Source organism: Paraburkholderia phytofirmans PsJN (genome assembly GCF_000020125.1).
In the GTDB taxonomy this organism is placed as follows: Bacteria; Pseudomonadota; Gammaproteobacteria; order Burkholderiales; family Burkholderiaceae; genus Paraburkholderia; species Paraburkholderia phytofirmans.
In genome coordinates, this window is sequence record NC_010681.1 from 3,721,080 (window position 1) to 3,741,995 (window position 20,916).

General features: G+C 62.9%; 20 protein-coding genes. 13 read left to right on the forward strand and 7 right to left on the reverse strand.

The genetic code is table 11. The features are described from left to right. Nucleotides 1-131 precede the first annotated feature (131 nt). The 3 genes from dgoD to BPHYT_RS16415 all read left to right on the forward strand — a co-directional run bounded on the left by dgoD (nucleotide 132) and on the right by BPHYT_RS16415 (nucleotide 2,114). Nucleotides 132-1,280, forward strand: a complete 1,149-nt coding sequence (dgoD, locus tag BPHYT_RS16405) for a galactonate dehydratase (RefSeq protein WP_012434262.1) — start codon at nucleotides 132-134, stop codon at nucleotides 1,278-1,280. A gap of 287 nt (nucleotides 1,281-1,567) precedes the next feature. Further along, on the forward strand, nucleotides 1,568-1,870 hold the full coding sequence (locus BPHYT_RS16410; protein WP_012434263.1) for a hypothetical protein: 303 nt from the start codon (nucleotides 1,568-1,570) through the stop codon (nucleotides 1,868-1,870). Nucleotides 1,871-1,883: 13 nt separating this feature from the next. Further along, nucleotides 1,884-2,114, forward strand: a complete 231-nt coding sequence (locus tag BPHYT_RS16415) for a YodC family protein (RefSeq protein ID WP_049869076.1) — start codon at nucleotides 1,884-1,886, stop codon at nucleotides 2,112-2,114. Nucleotides 2,115-2,308: 194 nt separating this feature from the next. On the opposite strand, the gene BPHYT_RS16420 is transcribed toward BPHYT_RS16415, so the two are convergent. Both BPHYT_RS16420 and copC read right to left on the reverse strand, forming a co-directional pair. Then, the gene (locus BPHYT_RS16420; RefSeq protein WP_012434265.1) at nucleotides 2,309-3,244 is read right to left on the reverse strand and encodes a CopD family protein; all 936 of its coding nucleotides are present in this window, start codon (nucleotides 3,242-3,244) and stop codon (nucleotides 2,309-2,311) included. Next, nucleotides 3,241-3,618, reverse strand: a complete 378-nt coding sequence (gene copC / locus BPHYT_RS16425; protein WP_041758560.1) for a copper homeostasis periplasmic binding protein CopC — start codon at nucleotides 3,616-3,618, stop codon at nucleotides 3,241-3,243. The genes BPHYT_RS16420 and copC overlap by 4 nt, the downstream gene beginning before the upstream one ends. 370 nt (nucleotides 3,619-3,988) lie before the next feature. Here copC and BPHYT_RS16430 point away from each other — a divergent pair, with 370 nt between their 5' ends. From BPHYT_RS16430 to BPHYT_RS16445, 4 genes are all read left to right on the forward strand, one after another. Continuing rightward, nucleotides 3,989-4,720, forward strand: coding sequence for a c-type cytochrome (locus BPHYT_RS16430; RefSeq protein ID WP_012434267.1), 732 nt, complete (start codon nucleotides 3,989-3,991; stop codon nucleotides 4,718-4,720). Between the two features lie 21 nt (nucleotides 4,721-4,741). Further along, nucleotides 4,742-6,040: a c-type cytochrome gene (locus BPHYT_RS16435; RefSeq protein ID WP_012434268.1), complete on the forward strand. Its 1,299-nt coding sequence runs from the start codon at nucleotides 4,742-4,744 to the stop codon at nucleotides 6,038-6,040. Between the two features lie 194 nt (nucleotides 6,041-6,234). Then, the gene (trhA, locus tag BPHYT_RS16440) at nucleotides 6,235-6,855 is read left to right on the forward strand and encodes a PAQR family membrane homeostasis protein TrhA (protein WP_012434269.1); all 621 of its coding nucleotides are present in this window, start codon (nucleotides 6,235-6,237) and stop codon (nucleotides 6,853-6,855) included. A 213-nt stretch (nucleotides 6,856-7,068) separates the two neighbouring features. Next, entirely contained in the window at nucleotides 7,069-8,616 is a 1,548-nt protein-coding gene (locus BPHYT_RS16445; RefSeq protein ID WP_012434270.1) for a DEAD/DEAH box helicase, read from the forward strand. A 48-nt stretch (nucleotides 8,617-8,664) separates the two neighbouring features. Here BPHYT_RS16445 and BPHYT_RS16450 read toward each other — a convergent pair whose 3' ends face one another. From BPHYT_RS16450 to ggt, 4 genes are all read right to left on the reverse strand, one after another. Further along, complete coding sequence (locus BPHYT_RS16450; RefSeq protein WP_012434271.1) at nucleotides 8,665-9,189, reverse strand: hypothetical protein; 525 nt, start codon at nucleotides 9,187-9,189, stop codon at nucleotides 8,665-8,667. A 103-nt stretch (nucleotides 9,190-9,292) separates the two neighbouring features. Further along, complete coding sequence (locus BPHYT_RS16455; protein WP_012434272.1) at nucleotides 9,293-10,120, reverse strand: ferritin-like domain-containing protein; 828 nt, start codon at nucleotides 10,118-10,120, stop codon at nucleotides 9,293-9,295. Nucleotides 10,121-10,468: 348 nt separating this feature from the next. Continuing rightward, nucleotides 10,469-11,842: an MFS transporter gene (locus BPHYT_RS16460; RefSeq protein WP_012434273.1), complete on the reverse strand. Its 1,374-nt coding sequence runs from the start codon at nucleotides 11,840-11,842 to the stop codon at nucleotides 10,469-10,471. Nucleotides 11,843-12,030: 188 nt separating this feature from the next. Next, a complete protein-coding gene (ggt, locus tag BPHYT_RS16465) occupies nucleotides 12,031-13,668 on the reverse strand; it encodes a gamma-glutamyltransferase (protein WP_012434274.1) in 1,638 nt (545 codons plus the stop codon). 353 nt (nucleotides 13,669-14,021) lie between these two features. On the opposite strand from ggt, the gene BPHYT_RS16470 reads away from it, so the two are divergent. From BPHYT_RS16470 to BPHYT_RS16480, 3 genes are all read left to right on the forward strand, one after another. Further along, nucleotides 14,022-14,801 (forward strand): DeoR/GlpR family DNA-binding transcription regulator, encoded by a 780-nt coding sequence (locus BPHYT_RS16470; RefSeq protein ID WP_012434275.1) that lies wholly within the window; start codon nucleotides 14,022-14,024, stop codon nucleotides 14,799-14,801. A 317-nt stretch (nucleotides 14,802-15,118) separates the two neighbouring features. Then, a complete protein-coding gene (locus BPHYT_RS16475; protein ID WP_012434276.1) occupies nucleotides 15,119-15,316 on the forward strand; it encodes a hypothetical protein in 198 nt (65 codons plus the stop codon). A gap of 209 nt (nucleotides 15,317-15,525) precedes the next feature. After that, on the forward strand, nucleotides 15,526-16,155 hold the full coding sequence (locus tag BPHYT_RS16480) for a TetR/AcrR family transcriptional regulator (protein WP_012434277.1): 630 nt from the start codon (nucleotides 15,526-15,528) through the stop codon (nucleotides 16,153-16,155). 75 nt (nucleotides 16,156-16,230) lie between these two features. On the opposite strand, the gene BPHYT_RS16485 is transcribed toward BPHYT_RS16480, so the two are convergent. Next, complete coding sequence (locus BPHYT_RS16485) at nucleotides 16,231-16,605, reverse strand: hypothetical protein (RefSeq protein ID WP_012434278.1); 375 nt, start codon at nucleotides 16,603-16,605, stop codon at nucleotides 16,231-16,233. A gap of 202 nt (nucleotides 16,606-16,807) precedes the next feature. Here BPHYT_RS16485 and glpD point away from each other — a divergent pair, with 202 nt between their 5' ends. From glpD to BPHYT_RS16500, 3 genes are all read left to right on the forward strand, one after another. Continuing rightward, the gene (gene glpD, locus BPHYT_RS16490; protein WP_012434279.1) at nucleotides 16,808-18,337 is read left to right on the forward strand and encodes a glycerol-3-phosphate dehydrogenase; all 1,530 of its coding nucleotides are present in this window, start codon (nucleotides 16,808-16,810) and stop codon (nucleotides 18,335-18,337) included. Between the two features lie 179 nt (nucleotides 18,338-18,516). After that, nucleotides 18,517-20,016, forward strand: a complete 1,500-nt coding sequence (gene glpK, locus BPHYT_RS16495) for a glycerol kinase GlpK (protein ID WP_012434280.1) — start codon at nucleotides 18,517-18,519, stop codon at nucleotides 20,014-20,016. A gap of 85 nt (nucleotides 20,017-20,101) precedes the next feature. Next, nucleotides 20,102-20,815, forward strand: a complete 714-nt coding sequence (locus BPHYT_RS16500; RefSeq protein WP_012434281.1) for an MIP/aquaporin family protein — start codon at nucleotides 20,102-20,104, stop codon at nucleotides 20,813-20,815. Nucleotides 20,816-20,916: the final 101 nt, after the last annotated feature.

The following is a 20,916-nucleotide window of genomic DNA, read 5'->3' on the forward strand; positions in this document are numbered from 1 at the left end:
AGTACTTAAATGCGCTTTTGTTGTAGCATGTGAATCCTCGAATAGTTCGCAGACGCCTAAGGCCGATGCCTTGCACGGGGCCGGAGTGAGCGCTAAAGCGCCAACGCCGGCCGACAAAGGAGACGCACACCATGAAAATCACCAAGCTCGAAACCTTCATCGTTCCGCCGCGCTGGTGCTTCCTGAAAATCGAAACCGACGAAGGCATCGTCGGCTGGGGCGAGCCCGTGGTCGAAGGCCGCGCACACACGGTGGCGGCCGCCGTGGAAGAACTGTCGGACTACCTGATCGGCAAAGACCCGCTTCTGATCGAAGACCACTGGCAGGTCATGTACCGCTCGGGCTTCTATCGCGGCGGCCCGATCACCATGAGCGCGATCGCCGGCGTCGACCAGGCGCTGTGGGACATCAAGGGCAAGCATCATGGCGTGCCGATTCATGCGCTGCTCGGCGGCCAGGTGCGCGACAAGATCAAGGTGTATTCGTGGATCGGCGGCGACCGTCCGAGCGACGTCGCGAATAACGCGCGCGCCGTGGTCGAACGCGGCTTCAAGGCCGTGAAGATGAACGGCTCGGAAGAGTTGCAGATCATCGACACCTTCGACAAGGTGCAAGGCGTCATCAACAACGTCGCAGCCGTGCGCGAGGCGGTCGGACCGAACATCGGCATCGGCGTGGATTTCCACGGCCGCGTGCACAAGCCGATGGCCAAGGTGCTAGCGAAAGAACTCGACCCGTACAAGCTGCTCTTCATCGAAGAGCCGGTGCTGTCGGAGAACGCCGAAGCGTTGCGCGACATCGTCAATCAGACCAACACGCCGATCGCATTGGGCGAGCGTCTTTACTCGCGCTGGGACTTCAAGCACATCCTGTCGGGCGGCTACGTCGACATCATTCAGCCGGACGCGTCGCACGCGGGCGGCATTACCGAGTGCCGCAAGATCGCGTCGATGGCGGAAGCCTACGACGTCGCGCTCGCGCTGCATTGCCCGCTCGGCCCGATCGCTCTGGCGACCTGTCTGCAGATCGACGCGGTGAGTTACAACGCGTTCATCCAGGAACAGAGCCTCGGCATTCACTACAACCAGGGCAACGACCTGCTCGATTACATCAAGAACCCGGAGGTCTTCAAATACGAAGACGGCTTCGTGTCGATTCCGCAAGGCCCGGGCCTCGGCATCGAGGTCAACGAGGAGAAAGTGCGGGAGATGGCCAAGGTCGGCCATCGCTGGCGCAATCCGGTGTGGCGCCATGAGGATGGCAGCGTCGCCGAGTGGTAATCGCGTGAAGGAACGCCGCCTGCGGGCGGCGTTTTTGTTTGCGTCGGCGACCGCATCGCCGGTGCGGTCCGCGCGTTACGGTCACGTGACGCGCGGGCCGTCGCAGTAACGTAACATCCCGGACCGAACGGGCTCGAAAAGGCGTTTGTCGCGCTCCGTCCAGACCCGCACGCATCCCGCAAAGCCTTGTCCAGAAAGGTTTTTAAGCCGTCCGTTCGGCACCAGACAGAAACATGGCCCGCTCCTTGCTCAAATGCATTCAAACGACAAATGCATCGGGGAAAATCATGGGCGAGTTCCTTCCAGACTATCTGCTCCGCGAACAGGCCGCCGTCGGCGCGTTGGTGGTGTTCGGCGTGCTGCGCATTATCGGCGCGGCGCTCGCATTCGAGCGCGGCTGGCGCATCTCGGTGGTCGAGAAATGCTTTATCGGCGCCGCAGTGCTGTACTGCCTGCCGCAACTCTTCGATCTGCTGACGCATATGTACGGCTCGCGCGCCGCGGGCGCCGAGCTGGAAGGCAAAGCCGCGGGCTGCGCCATCGCGCTCTTTTGCGCGCCGATCCTCGGCCATCGGCTTGGTTTCGAATAAGCGGCGCTTTGCCATGCAACTGGCCAGGCGGCTCATGAGGCGGCCGAAACCCACGTTTCGCGCGGGCGACGTTCTGAAGCTGAAGTCAGGCGGCCGCCCGATGACTGTCACCTGGAGCGGCCCGGTGCTGTTCGCGCCGGGCAACTGGCTGATCTGCCAATGGTTTAGCGATGCCGGCGAGCTGCAGCAGGAGATGTTTCCGGAGGAGACCCTGGAGCGGACGAGCCGCGTGCTCGCCGCCTGAAAAGTGTAGTAACGGATTGCTGGCCACCGCCAGGCGACCGTGTGTATTGCGCCGCACGCTTTGCCGTGCGGCGCTTTTTTATGTGGCGACGTCGCGCTTGCGAGACGTTGTGGACCTGAACCCTTGCGGACGCGATTGCGGTTCAGGTACCGCCAGTCATATCTCTTGATTCGCCACGACCTCGCGCCACGCTGTCAACCGAGTCCGAGCGCGGCGAACGCCGGCACGCTATGCGACAGCGCGGCCGCCGCGACGAACACGCCGATCATCGCCAGCGCTTCCAGATACAGCACGTTGACGAAGGTGTGGGCGTCCATTGTCGAGGCCGTGCGGCGAAGGCGCGGCAGCGCCAGAAAGCGGTTGAGTCCGCCGAGCACGAGCGCGAGCGCGACCAGCGCGAGCTTGAGCATCAGCACGTGTCCCCACGTACTGAGTTCAATCGCCTCGAACGAGCCACCCGAACCCCGCACTGCGTTGAAAATGCCGGAGAGCAGCACGAGCGCAACCGCCACCACCGACACGTTCGACACCTGCGTCGCCGTGCGGATCAACATACCGCGCGCGGTCGAGGTGCCGAGTGCCGGCAGAACCGCGAGCCCCGCCGCCATCGCCAGACCGCCCCACACGCTGGTGACGAGCACGTGCAGCGTTTGCATGGCGATCGCGGCCGAGGCCGGGCCGGCATCCGCAGCATGACCCAGCGACGCCTTGCCGGCGGCGATCGCGACGACCGCGAGCCACAGGAGCGCATTGCGCAGCATGCCCGTATGACTTGCCATGGCCGTGCCGAGCAGCACTAGCGCGCCGGCAAACGCAAGGCTCCAGCCGTAACCGACATGGGTTTGCGTCAGCACGGTCGGCACCACGCCGATGGCGGCCGGCAACCCGACGCCGCTCATCGACGCCGCCTGATACAGCAGCCAGCCGAGATCCGCAAGCACCAGCACGACGGTGGCCGTTAGCATCGAGCGTTGCGCGCGCAACCAGGCAAGGCGCGCGGGCGAGATCTTCTGCTGGGCGTCCTTGGCGAGCCACGCGCCGAGCAACGCCGAACCGACGGCAAACGCAAACGCGACGTTCATGAGCGCGGCCATGGCGACCTGCCCGATCCAGAGTCCGTCGATGCTCATTTGACGATAAACGCAAAGTCGCCTTGGGTACGGTGGCCGTCCGTGGCTACCGCGATCCAGTGCACCGCATAGCGGCCGGCGCCCAACTGCGGCAGCGGCAGATGCATGACCCGGCCGTCCTGCTCGTCGACCTGCGACTCAGCCGGTGCGGCCGCCTTGCCGCTGATGTCGGCAAGCGTGATCTTGCTGAAGGCCGGTTCGAGCGGCTCGGTGAAATGAATCGTCACTTCGGAGGGCGCGGCGACTTCGGCGTTGGCGGCCGGCTCGCTTGAGCCCAGATGCGCATGGGCGAATGCCGTGGACGTCACGAGCAGCGCCGCGGCGCCGAGCATCGACGCTCGCAACGCCGGACGGGAAAAATTAAGTAGCTTCATTTAAGGCCGATAGCGGATGATCAGGAAAACAGTGGGCGTCGGACCCAGGCGCGTCGAGACCGGACGAAGTCCGGCGCGCCCGGAAGTGTACGCTTCGATGGTTCGCGCGGGCGTCGGTTCAACCTGGTTTATGGATAGTTCGTGCGCGGCCAGGCCGTGCACCCTTGATCGCGCAGACAAATTTGGGATAACAGTTAGGCAGCGTGAAACGCTTGCGCGCGTCAAACTGTCGCATGGCTGTGACAGCTGGAACCTTCTCTAATGTGCCAAATAGTCATCATCACCCTTCGATGATAGAATGCTGCGTCGCCGCAGCGCCGGCTGCCCTTCACACCGAGCCGCTCGAAGTTCGGTCAGGTCCCCGATTTTGATGGAGTTACGCGTGTCTTCAAGACGCATTTTCCGCCCGTTGCTCGCCCTTCTGCTGATCGGCTCCGCGGGCGTCTATAGCGCTGCGAAAGCGCAGACTCAACCGAAAGCCCCCGATACGATGGAAGCGCGCGTGCAAGGCTGTACGGCCTGCCACGGCACGCATGGCCAAGGTACGGACAACGACTACTTCCCTCGCCTCGCGGGCAAGCCGGCCGACTATCTGTACAACCAGCTGCAGAATTTCCGCGAAGGGCGCCGCAAGTACCCGCCCATGAACTACCTCGTCACGTATCTCTCGGACGACTACCTTCATCAGATCGCCACGTATTTCTCGCAACAGCGTCCTCCGTATCCGCCGCCGGCCAAGCCGACGGTATCGTCGAGCACGCTCGCGCGCGGCCAGCAGATCGTGCTGAACGGCGACGCCTCGAAGCAGATTCCCGCTTGCGCGGCCTGCCACGGCAAGACATTGACCGGTATGCAGCCGGCTATCCCGGGTCTGGTCGGCCTGCACTCCGATTACATCAGCGCGCAACTCGGCGCATGGCGCTCGGGCTCGCGCCATGCCATCGCGCCTGATTGCATGCACACCATCGCCACGCGTCTGACCGACGAAGACGTGAACGCCGTTGCCGCCTGGCTTTCCACGCAACAGGCCCCACAAAACCCCGTGCCGGCTCCGGCCCGCTCGATGAAGACTCCGCTTGCCTGCGGCAGCGAACCGCAATAAGGCACCGGGAGAGACACTCAAATGAAACGCAAGTCTTTGTTCGCCCTCTCGGCAGTCGTCGTCGTTGCGGCTGCCGCACTCGTTCCCGTCCTGTGGTCGGGCGGCGACCATCTACATAACGGCACGGCCATGGCGGCAACGCCCGCCGACCAGGCCGCGCTGATCAAGCAAGGCGAGTATCTCGCCCGCGCCGGCGACTGTATCGCCTGCCACACGGTGCGCGGCGGCAAGCAGTTCGCCGGCGGTCTGCCCATGGCCACGCCGTTCGGCACCATGTTCACGCCGAACATCACGCCTGACGACCAGTACGGTATCGGCAAGTGGACGCAGGACGACTTCTACCGCGCCATGCACACCGGCCGTTCGAAAGACGGCAGCCTGCTGTATCCGGGCTTCCCGTTCACCAGCTACACGAAGGTCACGCGCGCCGACTCGGACGCGATCTACGCGTATCTGCGTTCGGTCACGCCGGTGAACGTGCCGAGCCGTCCGCACGAACTGAAATTCCCGTTCAACCAACGCAACATGCTGATCGGCTGGCGCACGCTGTTCTTCCGTGAAGGCGAGTACAAGCCGGATCCGACCAAGTCGGTCGAATGGAACCGTGGCGCGTATCTGATCGAAGGCCTCGGCCATTGCGGCATGTGCCACACGTCGATCAACGCCATGGGCGGCCCGGTCAGCTCGGCGGCATTTGCCGGCGGCCTGATTCCGCTGCAGAACTGGTACGCGCCGTCGCTCACGTCGAACAAGGAAGCCGGCCTCGGCGACTGGGAAACCAAAGACATCGCCGATCTGCTGAAGACCGGCGTGTCGAACCGCGGCGCCGTGTTCGGTCCGATGGCCGAAGTGGTTCACAACAGCCTGCAGTACATGTCGGACGCGGACATCAACGCCATGGCCACGTACCTGAAGACGATTCCGCAGAAGAGCGAAGCGCCTGAACCGCTGCAACTCGAAACGTCGGAAAAGTTTGGCGGCGAACTGTTGAAGCAAGGTCAGAAGATCTACGCCGACAACTGCGCAAAGTGCCACGCGGAAAATGGCCTCGGCATGCCGCCGGCCTTCCCGCCGCTCGCGAACAACCAGTCGATTCAGATGCCTTCGGCGGTCAACCCGATCCGTATGGTGCTGAACGGCGGTTACCCGCCGAGCACGGATGCCAACCCGCATCCGTACGGCATGCCGCCGTTTGCTCAAGCGCTGTCGAATCAGGAAGTCGCGGCGGTTGTGACGTACATCCGTATGTCGTGGGGCAACCACGGTACGGCCGTCTCGCCGCAGCAAGTATCCGATCTGCGTTCGGCGCCGCTCGACTAAGCAGCGTTCGTTGCACCCGGGGCGCGGCCTGCGAAATTCGCGGCCGCGCCCTTTGTTTTTGAAGGACCGGTATCATGAGGGCAGTAGTTACCCTGAGAAAACGCCGGTCCGCCCCAGTTTTCTCACTCCGCGGGGGACCTGTCGCGAAGCGACAGGTCTGGGGCGCTTGTGAAACTGGGCAGGAGATAAGAATCGTGCATGTCGGGGAGCGTTTTAACAGCATTACCCACCTCGTCGGCGCCGTTTTGTCGGTGGCGGGTCTTGCAACGCTCGTAACGATGGGCGCGCTCGACGGCGACGCGTACAAGGTGGTCAGCTTCAGCGTATACGGTGCGATGCTGTTCGTGCTGTATGCTATCTCGACGCTTTACCACAGCGTGCGCAATCCGCGTGCGAAGGCGGTTCTGCAGAAATGCGACCATTCGGCGATCTACCTGCTGATCGCCGGCAGCTACACTCCGTTCACGCTCGTCACATTGCGCGGACCGTGGGGCTGGTCGCTATTCGGCGTAAGCTGGGGGCTTGCCGCTCTCGGCATCGTGCAGGAATTGACGCTGGGGCGACGCACCCGCAGCGTTTCGATGGTGCTGTATGTTCTGATGGGATGGCTCGCGCTCGTGGCCGTCCGCCCGCTGGTTGAAGCCTTACCGGCAGCGGGTACCGCCTGGCTCGTGGCCGGCGGAGTCATCTACAGCGTCGGCATCTACTTCTTCATCAACGACGAGCGCATCCGGCATGGACATGGTATCTGGCACCTGTTCGTACTGGCGGGCAGTCTGTGTCAATTCGTCAGTGTCGCGCGCTATGTCGCATGACACCCCACGGCGGCGAAATGCAACTTAAGGCCAGTCAACGTGTCTGCATAGCGCGTTGAAGCATTCGGCACGCGTTTCCCGCGTGCCGCCGATTTCTCTGCGAACGGAACTGGGCTTCGGCCTCGAACACGCCAAGCGGGTGTGTTCACGCGGCATTTATGCCTGCCGGAGCCCATGTGTGCCGTTCGCGAAACTGCATTGCAAAGATCTTTTATGTCTTTTGATTCCCTCGGCTTGTCCGAACCGTTGGTCCGCGCTGTACACGAACTCGGCTACACCACTCCGACTCCGATCCAGACGCAAGCGATTCCCGCCGTGCTCAATGGCGGCGACCTGCTGGCCGGGGCGCAAACCGGCACCGGCAAGACTGCCGGCTTTACGCTGCCGATCCTGCAACGTCTGAACACCATGCCCGCCGTGACGACCGGCTCGGGCAAGCGCGCGGTGCGCGCGCTGATCCTCACGCCTACGCGTGAACTGGCCGCGCAGGTCGAAGAAAGCGTGCGCGCGTACGGCAAGTATCTGAAGCTGAAGTCGACCGTGATGTTCGGCGGCGTCGGCATCAATCCGCAGATCGGCGCGCTGCGCAGCGGCGTGGATATCGTCGTCGCGACGCCGGGCCGTTTGCTCGACCACATGCAGCAGAAGACCATCGACCTGTCGCATCTCGAGATTCTCGTACTTGACGAAGCCGATCGCATGCTCGACATGGGTTTCATCCACGACATCAAGCGCGTGCTGGCGAAGCTGCCGCCGAAGCGGCAGAACCTGCTGTTCTCGGCCACCTTCTCCGACGAGATCAAGACGCTCGCCGACAATCTGCTCGACTCGCCGGCGCTGATCGAAGTCGCGCGCCGCAATACGACCGCCGAAACGGTGGCGCAGAAGATTCACCCGGTGGATCGCGACAAGAAGCGCGAACTGCTCACGCATCTGATCAAGCAGCACAACTGGTTTCAGGTGCTGGTGTTCACGCGTACCAAGCACGGCGCCAACCGTCTCGCCGAGCAACTGACCAAAGACAGCATCAGCGCCCTGGCGATTCACGGCAACAAGAGCCAGTCGGCTCGCACGCGCGCGCTCGCCGAGTTCAAGGACGGCACGCTGCAGGTGCTGGTCGCGACTGACATCGCGGCGCGCGGTATCGATATCGACCAGCTGCCGCACGTGGTCAACTACGATCTGCCGAACGTGCCGGAAGACTACGTGCACCGCATCGGCCGCACGGGTCGCGCGGGCGCGACGGGCGAAGCGATCTCGCTGGTGTGCGTCGACGAACTGCAGTTGTTGAAGGACATCGAGAAGCTGATCAAGCGTCCGGTGCCGCAGGAAGTGATCGCCGGTTTCGAACCAGATCCGACTGCGAAGCCGGAACCGATTCTGCGTCGCGGCCAAGGTGGCGGCGGCGGTGGTGGTCGTTCGCCGCGTCAGGGTCAAGGCGCACCGAAACGTGATGGCGCGGGTTCGGCAAAACCGGCGCAGCGCTCGGGTCAACGCCCGGCGAACGGTCAACAGCAGCCGAAGCCGCAAGGTGCGAAGCCGGCCGGCAATGGCGGCCAGCCGCGTCGCGACGGTCAGCGTCACGACGACCGGCCGCGCGCCGTCGCGCATGAGGGCAGCGCCGCGCAGCATGCGCCGCGCAAGCCGCAAGGCGCGAAACCGCAAGGCGGCAATCCGGGTGCGTTGCTGGGCGGCGCCAAGCCGCGCAACGACGCGCCGCGCGGTGGCCAGCCCACGCGCAGCGGTCAACGCGGCCGTTAAGCTTCAAGGCTTAGCCGACGTCGCCAGCCGTTGTCCTCGCATCGAGAACTACCGGCCCGCCGCGGCAGCCGCTTGCTTCAGGTGCTCGATCTGCTGTTCCCATCGATCGAGCACCGCCTTTCCCTCCCCTTCCAGTTCGAACGTAATGCCGCTCGTCAGGCGCGCATAACGGACACTTTGCGCCTCCGCCGTGTCGATCGAACCGTGCAGATAGACGAGCCCGCTGGCATCGCCCTCGACGCTCGCTAGCGGCGTCATGAGCAACTGCACCTGATAGAACGCCGCGTCGCAGACAAAGGTGAGCGCTGCGCGTCCGCTTTGCGCGATGGCGCGCGTCGCCCTCGCTTGCGGCCACAACGCGATGCATAACGTGCGCGAATCAGGCGCGTACAACTCGCCGACGCCGAGCAGTGACGTGCGTACATGGCCATCCGTATCGACGCTCAGCAGCGACGCGGTGAAACCCGTCTTGCTCGCCAGCGACGAACCGTCGAACAACGTGCGCACGGCATCGGGCCATTCATCGAACACGGTCTGTTCGACTGGACGTTCGGGTGCGGGGGAATCGCTCATGATGTCGATCTGAAGAAAAGTAAGCCAGCCTGCATCATGCCTCGAAACACAAATGGCCCGCATAAGCGGGCCATTTGCAACGCCGGCGATTCAAGCCGGGCGATCAGCGAAAGAACACATGCTGCGTGATCTTGGCGAGCGGGTAATGCACGCCGGGCTGAATCCGCGCCGGCAGATCGAGCGGCTTGAGCAGCATCTTCACGCACATGTCGGCCGACAGATTGCGTCGCACCAGCGCATTGATACGCGCCGCGCGTTCGCGGTTATAAGTCGAGTCGTGCACGCGCTCCGGATAACGCGTCGCGAACACGTGCCGCAAAGCGATCTCCGAATCTTCGTTCTTGATCTCCATGACGCGGCGCATGAGCGCGCCGAGCACGGCGAGCCTGCCGTTGCCTTCGATCTTGTTGTACTTCTTGAAGTACTTGAAAAAGTGCTTGTAGTGACGGACTTCGTCGGTGCGGATGTTGTCGGTGATCTGCTTGAGCACCGGCTCGTCCGAGCATTCGCCGATCGCGCGATACAAGGTCGCCGTGCCGGTTTCCACCACGCAGCGCGCGACCATCTCGAGCGCGCGGGTCTTTTCGAAGTCCTCCACTGAGCAGGTCAGCGAATACTCTTCCATGAAATTACGAAACGCCGTGTCCCAGTCGAATTCGGGCCACACATAAGCGATATACGTCTTGAGCGCGCGGCCATGCTGCAACTCTTCCGGCTCCCACTCCTGGTTGAGCCAGGCCGAGACCTCAGGATCGCCGTTAAAGAAAGTGCTCAGATTACTCGTGTAAAGATCGGAGCCGCTTTCGATAAACGAAGACGCGCACAGCAACAGCAGCAAATCTTCGTTGGCGACGGCCTTTTGCCGATCAATGCGGGTGAGGTCGATGTCCTCGATCCGCCAGGGCATGACATGGTTCAGCTCAGTGTGCATCGTGTCTTGCTCCGAAAGCTGTATCGACTCGCGGAGCTCGCTCGAAACCGCCCGCTCTCGGCCGGGCCGGTCCGCCGTGTCTGATACAGCGCCTTGAATTAGAGTTAACCCCTTGTATTCTGCATCTTAGTCGGTGTTTCGCAACTCTGCAGATAACCCAGCACAGACCATGCCGAGCCGCCGCAGTTCCAATGGCGTGGTAGTCGAATCATTCGGTCGGACAATGGCGCGGCGCGCGAGGCATAAAAAAAGCCAGCTCGAAGAGCTGGCTTGAGTCTGTGACGATAGCTCGTCAGTCAGGTTTGACGGGCATGGCGGCGCTTTGAATCAACGGCGCAAGGCTCGCGATCAGGCGATCTGAACGCCGTGCATTAGACGCACGCGGCGCATGCGCCACGCCACGACCGCGAGCGAAAGTCCCGACAGCACCGCGGCAATCAACACGTAGTAACTTGGCGCAAGTTTGTCCCCAGTCAAATGAATGAAGGTTTCGACGATCGTGGGCGCGAAGCCGCCGAAGATCGTCACGCCGATGCTGTAACCGATTGAAAGACCCGTCGAGCGCACTTGCGTCGGAAAGATTTCGGACATCAATGCGGGCATCGGCCCGGAATAAGCCGCCTTGAAAATGCCCGCCGTGCCCTGCAACAGGAGCAACCAGCCGATGGTCGGATGAGACTGCAGCAGCGCGAACATCGGATAGATCAGCGTGCCCATCAGGATCGACGTGGTTAGCATGATGCGAATCCGGCCGATGCGATCGGACAACGCGCCCATCACCGGCGAGAGCAGGAATTGCAGGCCGCCGTTGAGCACCACCACGCCGAACGATGCCGCCGCCGGCATGTGCAACTGCTTGACGGCGTACATCGGCATGTAGAGCTGCAATACGTAGACGCCTACCGTGGATTGCGCGACGATGCCGACCGCGAGCAGCAGGTTGACCCACTGGCTGGCGAACGACGCGTCCTTCTCTTCGCTTGCCGTCGAGCGAGCGCCGGCCACTTCACGCGCCTCACGCGCCTCGCGCAGCGCGAGGAACTCCGGCGTCTCGTCAAGGTGCGAACGGATGTAATAGCCCACCGGGCCGACCAGCAAACCGAACACGAACGGCAGGCGCCAGCCCCAGTCATTCAGTTGCGCGGGCGGCATCCATGCGGTCAACAACGAGCCGAACGCGGCGGCCGTAATCGCCGCAAGCCCCTGGCTCGCGAACTGCCAGCTCGCGTAATAGCCGCGGCGCGACGCGCTATGTTCGACCATGAAAGCAGTCGCGCTGCCGAACTCACCGCCCACCGCGAAGCCTTGCACGAGCCGCGCGAGCAGAATCAGGATCGGCGCGGCGATTCCAATCGACGCATACGGCGGCATCACCGCCATCGTGAAGGTGCCGACCATCATCAGCGCGATGGCGAGCGTCAGCGCCGCCTTGCGGCCTTTGCGGTCGCCGTAGATGCCGAGCACGACCGCGCCCAGCGGCCGCATCAGAAACGAGATGCCGAAGGTGGCGATGGCAAGGAGTGTGGAAAGCCACTCGTCCTTCATCGGAAAAAACTCTTTGGCGATGATGGTCGCGAAGTAGCCATAGACCAGAAAATCGAACCACTCGAGCGCATTGCCGACCGACGACGAAAACACGATCCGCCGCACCATCGCTTTGGAAAGCGGCGCTTGCGCGGAATGAGGGGAAGCTGTCGCCGAAGGCGACGCGTGGGTCTGCATGATGTCTCCTGCTCTTTCAGATGCTCGATGCCGGACGCCTGGCGCGCGGGAAGCGAGCGCCGTCGGCAACCGGTGTATTTGATCGGTGCGATGCCTTTAGCGCGCAGCGGGCGATGCCCGCGGAATCGCCCGCGCATGCAGCGAAGCGCAGCCTCCAGCGGCGCCTCGCCTTGCGCATAGGTGCTGGCCTAAAACCCCGCGGCCAACCCGTCACGGCGGCTATCGCTTGCCGCCACATAGCCGCGCTCCGGATCGTTGCGATCGAGCTTCCAGATGTACTGGCCGGAGCCGAAGTCCATATACGGATCGTCGACCGACTTGATCGTGTGGCCGAGCTTCTGCAAGGCCTCGGCGGTCTTCGGATCGAGCGTCGATTCGATGTCGATCGTGAAATCGCGATTGACCTTCCAGCGCGGCGCGTCGCACGCGGCCTGCGGCTGCTGACCGTAGTCGAGCATCCGCACGATGGATTGCAGGTGGCCTTGCGGCTGCATGTCGCCGCCCATCACGCCGAAGCTCATGACCGCTTCCTGCTGGCCGTTCACCTGCTGCGTAAGGAACGACGGGATGATGGTGTGGAACGGCCGCTTGCCGCCTTCCACCACGTTCGGCGACTTCGGGTCCATCGAGAAACCGCAGCCGCGGTTCTGCATGGCGATGCCGCTATCCGGCACCACGATGCCCGAGCCGAAGCCCATGTAGTTCGACTGGATGAAGCTGACCATCATGCCGCGCTCGTCCGCCACCGACATGTAGATGGTCCCGCCGGCCTTCGGCATGCCGAAGTCGAACTGCGTGGCGCGCTTGTGATCGATCAGTTTGGCGCGCGAGGTGAGGTAGGCGTCGTCGAGCATCTGCTCTGGCGTGACTTCCATCGAACGTGGATCGGCGACGTAGCGGTAGACGTCGGCGAAGGCCAGCTTCATGGCTTCGATCTGCAAATGCTGCGACTCGACGCTGTCGACCGCCAGTTCCTTCACATCGAATTTTTCGAGAATGCCCAGCGCGATCAGCGCCGCGATGCCCTGCCCGTTCGGCGGAATCTCATGCACCGTGTAGCCGCGATAATCCTTGCCGATCGGCTCGACCCAATCCGCTTTGTAGCTGCGCAGATCGTCGAGCGTCAGCGCGCCGCCGCCTTCACGGGCGAACGCGGCGATCTGCTCGGCGATCTCGCCTTCGTAGTACGCGCGCGGGCCCTGTTCGGCGAGCTTGCGCAGCGTCTTTGCATGGCCGGGAAAGCGCACCAGTTCGCTCACTTCCGGCGCGCGGCCGCGCGGCATGAAGGTTTGCGCGAAGCCCGGCAGGTCCTTCAGTTCCGGCACGGCGGCGGCCCACTTATAAGCGACGATGCTCGCCACCGCGTGACCGCGCTCGGCGATTTCGATGGCCGGCTCCATCAGGTCGGCGAACGGCAGCGAGCCGAATTTCTGATGCAGCGCTTCCCAGCCGGCGATCACGCCGGGCACCGTCACCGCGTCCCAGCCGCGTTTCGGTTGCTTCGCCAGACCGTTTTCCTCGCCGTATTTGCGCTTGAAGTAATCGACGTTCCACGCCGCCGGCGACACGCCCGACGCGTTGAGGCCATGCAGCTTCTTGCCGTCCCATACCAGCGCGAACGCGTCGCCGCCCAGCCCGCACGAGACCGGCTCGACGACGGTGATGGCGGCGGCGGCCGCGATCGCAGCATCGACGGCATTGCCGCCTTTCCACAGCATGCGCAGCCCGGCTTGCGCCGCGAGCGGATGCGAAGTCGAAACGATGTTGCGCGCGAATACAGGCAGACGCGGCGTCGGATAAGGGTTTTGCCAGTTGAAGCCAGTCATGTCGAACACTCTCGAAAGCGCGGCCCGGCTTGCGGAAAACGCCGGAAACCATTGGAAGACAGATCAAACGCGGGGTGAGACGGGATGACGCATGAATCAGCCGCGGAACCTCGGATTGCATCGTGATCCGGCCCAAAAAACAAATTCATTTATCAAATGAATAAATGCGTAAACAGGCTGAATAGATCGATGTGCAGTCGTCCCCTATCTTATGCACGTCGCACGAGTTGGCAGACAAGGCGCTTGAAGGTCTTACAATACGCTCACCCCATTCACGCATCACTCGCTTACCGGTTCAGCCTGGCACGCCGGCGGCGGGCGGCGCGGATAAAAAACTCACGAAACCGAGACACATGACCCGAGACCCCCGCCTGACTCTCAATGCTCGGCAACAGGAACTGCTGGAGTGGGTGCAACGCGACGGCTTCGTGACCGTGGATGACCTCGCGGCCCACTTCGACGTGACGCCGCAGACGATCCGCCGCGACGTCAACTGGCTCGCCGATATGAACCTGCTGCGCCGCTACCACGGCGGCGCAAGTCTGCCGACCAGTTCCGAAAACGTCTCCTATACGGCGCGTCAGCGCATGTTCCATGACGAAAAGCGTCGCATTGCGGCGTTAGTGGCCACTCACATTCCCGATCAGGCTTCGCTCTTCATCAATCTCGGCACCACCACCGAAGAAGTGGCGCGCGCACTCAATCGGCATCGCGGCCTGCGCGTGATCACCAACAACCTGAACGTCGCCAGCATGATGAGCGGCTATCCGGATTGCGAGGTGCTGGTGACCGGCGGCATCGTGCGACCGTGGGATAAAGGTATCGTCGGCGAGCTGGCGATCGATTTCATCCGGCAGTTCAAAGTGGACTTCGCGATCATCGGCACGTCGAGCATTGAAACGGACGGCACGCTGCGCGACTTCGACACGCGCGAGGTTCGCGTGGCGGAGGCCATCATCCAGCATGCACGCACCGTTTTCCTCGCCGCCGACAACTCGAAATTCGGCCGCCCTGCGCTGGTTCGCCAAGGCCATCTCGATCAGATCGACGCCTTGTTCACGGACATTGCACCACCCGCCGAGATGGCCGAAACGCTCACAGCTGCCAATTGCCAAGTGTATATCGCCGACTGACGCCAGGCGTTTGCCGCCATGTTGCAGCGCACGCGAAACTTCGAGTGAAATCAAGGATCTGGCTGCGGCTCCTAACCGCCTCTCAAGCGCCCAATTGTCAAAGGGAGAATTTACTGGGACCGATTTGGTGTTTAACGTGCGGTTGACTACACTCCAGTTCCCCGGCGTACTTTTCCGCATTCTGCGTAGCGCCGGTTACGTGAACCGTCGTTAAGTCTGTCGTTAAGTCGCACCTCCCGCCTGATTCTTTGCGGACTTCACTGGCAAGAGCCAGTCGCCGGCAAGGCCGTCCGCGTTTGCTTGACATGGAGAGAACAATGCTAAGTCCGCATGAATTCGCCACGTTGTTGCTCGTCAAGGATGCTCCGAACCAGGTCGATATGGAGCGAGAAGAACTCGACGCACTGCTGGAACGCCAGTTGGTGCAACTCGAACGGCTCGCATCGGGCAACGAACAATGGCGCGTGACTGAAAGCGGCGATACCGCATTGCGGGCCATCAAGCGTTTTTCCTAGTTTTGTTGCGTTCATTGCGTCTTGCGGCTGGACGGGGCGGTTGACGTCCGGCATCGTGACGGCGCACGGGCGGTGCATTCAGCGCACGTGCCTTTGCTACTTTGAAATCTCTTTCTTCGTTTGAAAAGCAGGACGCCGCCGGCGTCCGCGCTGTTGTACCCAAATCATTTACACAGTAAATTGACGCGACGGACTTTCTGCCCTCGCGCATGCCCAAAACGCTCTCCCCCGACGACATCCAGCAATTCCGCGAAGCCATGCGGCACGTGGCCGAGAATGCATTCGCCACGCGTGGCGCCGAAGGCGTGACGATGCGTGAACTGGCGAGAGAACTGGGTTGCAGCGCCATGACGCCCTACCGCTACTTCCGCGACAAGGACGAGATTCTCGCGATGGTGCGCGCCGCGGCGTTCAATCGCTTCGCGGCGCGCCTCGAAGCGGCGGCGCAGACCGCCCCGGAAACGGATCACTCGGTGGTGAGCGAAGCCTACGTGGCGTTCGCACTCGACGAACCGCACGCCTATCGGTTGATGTTCGATCTGGCTCAGCACGCAAGCGTTTATCCGGAACTCGCCGCCGCCTCACAGCGCGCGTGGCGCATGCTCGGCGAGCACTTCGAGCGGCTCGTAACCGCGGGCATTCTGGAAGGCGATCCGCAGCTGATCGGTTACGCGTACTGGGCGAGTCTGCACGGCTTCACCATGCTGGCGCTGGCTAATCAGTTGCCGTTGCCACAGGTGCAGCAACCTGCGGGCGCCGTCAATTCGCCCACGCGCGAAGCCGTGTTCGCGCAAATTCGCCGCATGTTATGGCGCGGCGCGCAGGCGCAGCACGGATAGCGCTGATTGCGCCCGAAGCGGACCGGTTCAACGAATAGCGATAAGCGAGCGGAAAGACGGCGCTCGCGTTCAGGCTCAACCGTTGCGCAACGTCGGATCGACAGCTGCCCGCCAACTCAACGCCCTGGCACGCTGATCGGTGAAGAACGCCACCCACTGATTACGCACCTGTGGATCGGTGCTCACGCCCTGGCTCGCGTGACGCTGCGCGATCGCTGTCTGGAATGCACAGAAATCTTCCTTCGACAGCTTGCCGCTCCGGTTCGCCACGTACGCGTCGAACATCGCCGCGTAGACGCCTTGTGCGTCGTTGCCGTAGTCGACCGTTTGGGCGCTGCACATCTGCTGCAACGACGCGAACGACGGCGCGCCCCTCGTTCCGCTCAGGCTCGGCGAGCTCACACACCCCGCGAGAAGCGTAGCGGCGCCGATCATCAAAAGTCCACGCATGAATTCACCTCGAAATGGCTGCTGCCGAGAGTATCGTCCGTGGCCGCGCGTTGCGCCACTACCCGGACAACCGTTAGAGGGGCGTCCAAACAAACCGAACTTTACTTTTTCGAATATGTTCATTAAAGTTCGAAAACGAACACTATCGGTTCGATAGACTTTTCAAACAGTTTTTCCGGATACCACGCAGGGGACACAGCAGGTGACGCAAGGCTCGAGATACGATTTGCTCGTCGTGGGCGGCGGGATCAACGGCGCAGGCATCGCTCGCGATGCGGCGGGCCGCGGCCTGTCGGTGCTGCTCTGCGAACAGGACGATCTGGCGGCGCATACGTCGTCGGCCAGCACGAAGCTCATTCACGGCGGCTTGCGCTACCTCGAATACCGCGAGTTCGGACTGGTGCGAAAAGCGCTGCAGGAGCGCGAGACACTGCTGCGCGCAGCGCCGCACATCATGTGGCCGCTGCGCTTCGTGATGCCGCACATGCCGGATCTGCGCCCGGCCTGGCTGATCCGCGCCGGTCTCTTTCTCTACGACCATCTCGCCAGGCGTGAGCTGCTGCCCGGCTCGCGCGGCATCGTGATGCGCAATCATCCGGCGGGCGCGCCGCTGGTCGATTCGATCAAGCGCGGCTTCGTGTATTCGGACGGCTGGGTCAACGACGCGCGTCTCGTCGTGCTGAACGCACTGGACGCGCAGGAGCACGGCGCGAAAATTCTCACGCGCACCAAGCTGCTGAGCGCGGTGCGCGCAGGCGGCGAATGGCGCGCGCAACTCAAGCGCGCGGACGGCACGCTTCTGGACGTGCGCGCCGCATCGATTGCGAACGCCGCGGGCCCGTGGGTCGGCGAACTGCTGCAAGGCGCGCTCGGCCGCGCCGCGTCGCACAGCGTGCGGCTCGTGAAAGGCAGCCATATCGTCACGCGGCGTCTGTTCGAACACGACCACGCGTACATTTTCCAGAATCCGGACAAGCGCATCATCTTCGCGATTCCGTACGAACACGACTACACGCTGATCGGCACGACGGACCTCGAATATCGCGGCGACCCGTCGCAAGTGGCGATCAACGCCGACGAAACGCAGTACCTGTGCGACTCGATCAACCGCTACTTCAAGCAGAAGATTTCGCCGGCCGACGTGCGCTGGACCTATTCGGGCGTGCGTCCGCTGCTCGAGGAAGAAGGCGCGGACAATCCGTCCGCGGTCACGCGCGACTATTCGCTCGAGCTCGACGCGCCCGCCGGTGAAGCGCCGCTGCTGTCGGTGTTCGGCGGCAAGATCACCACCTTCCGCAAACTGGCGGAAGAAGCCGTCGACAAACTCGCGCAAGCGCTGCAAAACGGCGCGTCTTCGTGGACGGCCGGCGCGCCGTTGCCCGGCGGCGATATTCCGAACGCCAACTTCGAACGCTTTCTGAGCGAATTCAAACAGCAGCATGCATGGCTGCCAGCCGATCTGGCGCATCGCCTCGCCCGCGCTTACGGCACGCGCGTCAAGCAGGTGCTCGGCAATGCGCGTTCCGTGGCCGATCTTGGCCGCGCCTTCGCGCCGGGTCTTTACGAAGCGGAACTGACGTACCTGCGCGACACCGAATGGGCGCGCAGCGCGCAGGACGTGCTGTGGCGCCGATCGAAACTCGGCTTGCACGTCGAACCCGGCACGCTCGATTCGATCACACGCGATATCGACGCATGGTTCGCCCGCGAACCCGCGCGCGAAGGCGCATAGTCGGATATCGCCACGCAGCGTATGCGCGGCATGCGAGAGAACTGAACCGCATCGATTCACCCTCGGCTGAACGAAGCCGGGCGGCACCATCACACGTGTTGCTGCCCGCTTAAAACTACAAGCCGTTCCCGTCGCCGGCTTTGCGCCCGGCGATTCATAAAACGCATGGAGAAGAGACAATGCAGGACCAGTACATCCTCGCGCTTGACCAAGGCACCACCAGCTCGCGCGCGATGCTGTTCGACCGGCTCGGCAATATCGTGTCGACTGCTCAAAAGGAATTCCAGCAGATCTATCCGCGTCCGGGCTGGGTCGAACACGATCCGCAGGAAATCTGGTCGACTCAGGCGGGTGTCGCTGCCGAAGCCGTGACGCGCGCCGGCATGAACGGCACCTCGATCGCCGCGATCGGCATCACCAATCAGCGCGAAACCACGATCGTGTGGGATCGCGAAACCGGCCATCCGATCTACAACGCGATCGTCTGGCAGGACCGCCGCACCGCCGACTTCTGCGACCAACTCAAAGAGCAAGGGCTCGAAGAGAAAGTCCGCGCCAAAACCGGCCTGCCGATCGACTCGTACTTCTCGGCGACCAAGATCCGCTGGATTCTCGATAACGTCGAAGGCGCGCGCGAAAAGGCCAGACAGGGCCGCCTCGCGTTCGGTACTGTGGACAGCTGGCTGGTGTGGAATTTCACCAAGGGCGGCCTGCACGTCACCGACGTCACCAACGCGTCGCGCACGATGCTCTTCAACATCCACTCGCTGAAGTGGGACGATGAACTGCTCGAAGCGCTCGACATTCCGCGCAGCATGCTGCCGGAGGTGCGGGCTTCGTCGGAAGTGTACGGACCGACCAAGACCACCGTGTTCGCTTCGAAGATTCCGCTCGCGGGCATCGCCGGCGATCAGCACGCCGCCCTCTTCGGGCAGATGTGCACGGAGTCGGGCATGGTGAAGAACACCTACGGCACCGGTTGCTTCCTCGTGATGAACACCGGCGACAAGCCGATTGAATCGAAGAACAATCTCGTCACCACGATTGCGTGGCAGATCGGCGATCAGATCAATTACGCGCTCGAAGGCAGCATCTTCATTGGCGGCGCCGTGGTGCAATGGCTGCGCGACGGCCTCGGCATCATCAAGAATGCTGCTGAGATCGAAACGCTGGCACGCAGCGTGTCTCACTCCGACGGCGTGTATCTGGTGCCCGCCTTCGCCGGCCTCGGCGCGCCGCATTGGAACGCCCGTGCTCGCGGCACGCTGTTCGGCGTGACGCGCGGCACGTCGTCCGCGCATATTGCGCGCGCCGCGCTCGACTCGATCGCCTACCAATCGCTCGACGTTTTGAAAGCGATGGAAGCCGACTCCGGCATTCGCATCGGCGAATTGCGGGTGGACGGCGGCGCCTGCGCCAACAATCTGCTGATGCAATTCCAGGCGGACATTCTCGGCGTCGACGCGGTGCGCCCCAAGGTGGCGGAAACCACCGCATTGGGCGCGGCTTACCTGGCCGGTCTCGCGGTGGGTTACTGGAAAGACGTCGACGAACTGCAAAGCCAGTGGAAGCTCGACCGCCGCTTCACGCCCGCGCTGCCGCACGCCGAAGTCAAGCAGTGCCTCGACGGCTGGCAGCGCGCGATTCGCGCCGCGAAGGCCTGGGCCGACACGCCCTGAGCATCTTTTTCAACCTTCTCATCCATCGATAAAGAAGCCGCTCATCCCGCGGCTTCCCTGACAACAATATTTCGGATACCAAACAATGTCACCTTACATTGCTGAATTCATCGGCACTGCGCTCGTGGTGCTGCTCGGCGACGGCGCCGTCGCCAACGTGCTGCTCGCGCGCACCAAAGGCAAAGGCGCGGACCTGATCGTGATCGTCATGGGCTGGGCGATGGCCGTGTTCATCGCCGTCTATGTCACCGCGTCGTTCAGCGGCGCTCATCTGAATCCTGTCGTGACCATCAGCCTCGCGCTGGCCGGCAAGTTCGCCTGGGCCAAGGTGCCCGGCTATATCGCGGCGCAAATGCTCGGCGGCATGGCCGGCGCGCTGCTCGTATGGATCGCGTATCGGCAGCACTTCGCCAAAGAAGGCGATGCCGATGTGAAGCTCGGCGTGTTCTGCACCTCGCCGGCAATACGCAGCGTGCCGCACAACCTGCTCACGGAAATGATCGCCACCTTCGTGCTGATTCTGGGCGTGCTGTATCTGGCTTCGCCGCAAGTCGGTCTCGGTGCGCTCGACGCGCTCCCGGTCGGCCTGCTGGTTCTCGGCATCGGCATCTCGCTCGGCGGCCCGACCGGTTACGCGATGAGTCCCGCTCGTGATCTGTCGCCTCGTTTGATGCACGCGCTGCTGCCGATTCCGGGCAAGCGCGACAGCGACTGGCACTACGCGTGGATTCCAGTTTGCGGGCCGCTGCTGGGCGGCGCGGCGGCGGCGTGTTTGTACCTGTATCTGCACGTGCACTGATCCGCGCGACGTAGGCAAGGCTCACTCAGGCGTGCATCGCGGTGCGCCTGAGCAAAGAAGTCACGGAAAGCAGCGGCGCCGCTCAGGTGCCGCCAAAGCAC

Excerpts from the sequence above, each read along its gene's own strand:
- BPHYT_RS16430 (WP_012434267.1), top strand. The coding sequence starts at position 3,989 with ATGGAGTTACGCGTGTCTTCAAGACGCATTTTCCGCCCGTTGCTCGCC.
- BPHYT_RS16455 (WP_012434272.1), bottom strand. The coding sequence starts at position 10,120 with ATGCACACTGAGCTGAACCATGTCATGCCCTGGCGGATCGAGGACATC.
- BPHYT_RS16435 (WP_012434268.1), top strand. The coding sequence starts at position 4,742 with ATGAAACGCAAGTCTTTGTTCGCCCTCTCGGCAGTCGTCGTCGTTGCG.
- glpK (WP_012434280.1), top strand. The coding sequence starts at position 18,517 with ATGCAGGACCAGTACATCCTCGCGCTTGACCAAGGCACCACCAGCTCG.
- BPHYT_RS16415 (WP_049869076.1), top strand. The coding sequence starts at position 1,884 with ATGCAACTGGCCAGGCGGCTCATGAGGCGGCCGAAACCCACGTTTCGC.
- dgoD (WP_012434262.1), top strand. The coding sequence starts at position 132 with ATGAAAATCACCAAGCTCGAAACCTTCATCGTTCCGCCGCGCTGGTGC.
- BPHYT_RS16420 (WP_012434265.1), bottom strand. The coding sequence starts at position 3,244 with ATGAGCATCGACGGACTCTGGATCGGGCAGGTCGCCATGGCCGCGCTC.
- BPHYT_RS16475 (WP_012434276.1), top strand. The coding sequence starts at position 15,119 with ATGCTAAGTCCGCATGAATTCGCCACGTTGTTGCTCGTCAAGGATGCT.
- BPHYT_RS16460 (WP_012434273.1), bottom strand. The coding sequence starts at position 11,842 with ATGCAGACCCACGCGTCGCCTTCGGCGACAGCTTCCCCTCATTCCGCG.
- BPHYT_RS16410 (WP_012434263.1), top strand. The coding sequence starts at position 1,568 with ATGGGCGAGTTCCTTCCAGACTATCTGCTCCGCGAACAGGCCGCCGTC.
- BPHYT_RS16500 (WP_012434281.1), top strand. The coding sequence starts at position 20,102 with ATGTCACCTTACATTGCTGAATTCATCGGCACTGCGCTCGTGGTGCTG.
- ggt (WP_012434274.1), bottom strand. The coding sequence starts at position 13,668 with ATGACTGGCTTCAACTGGCAAAACCCTTATCCGACGCCGCGTCTGCCT.
- BPHYT_RS16485 (WP_012434278.1), bottom strand. The coding sequence starts at position 16,605 with ATGCGTGGACTTTTGATGATCGGCGCCGCTACGCTTCTCGCGGGGTGT.
- BPHYT_RS16480 (WP_012434277.1), top strand. The coding sequence starts at position 15,526 with ATGCCCAAAACGCTCTCCCCCGACGACATCCAGCAATTCCGCGAAGCC.
- BPHYT_RS16450 (WP_012434271.1), bottom strand. The coding sequence starts at position 9,189 with ATGAGCGATTCCCCCGCACCCGAACGTCCAGTCGAACAGACCGTGTTC.
- BPHYT_RS16445 (WP_012434270.1), top strand. The coding sequence starts at position 7,069 with ATGTCTTTTGATTCCCTCGGCTTGTCCGAACCGTTGGTCCGCGCTGTA.
- BPHYT_RS16470 (WP_012434275.1), top strand. The coding sequence starts at position 14,022 with ATGACCCGAGACCCCCGCCTGACTCTCAATGCTCGGCAACAGGAACTG.
- copC (WP_041758560.1), bottom strand. The coding sequence starts at position 3,618 with ATGAAGCTACTTAATTTTTCCCGTCCGGCGTTGCGAGCGTCGATGCTC.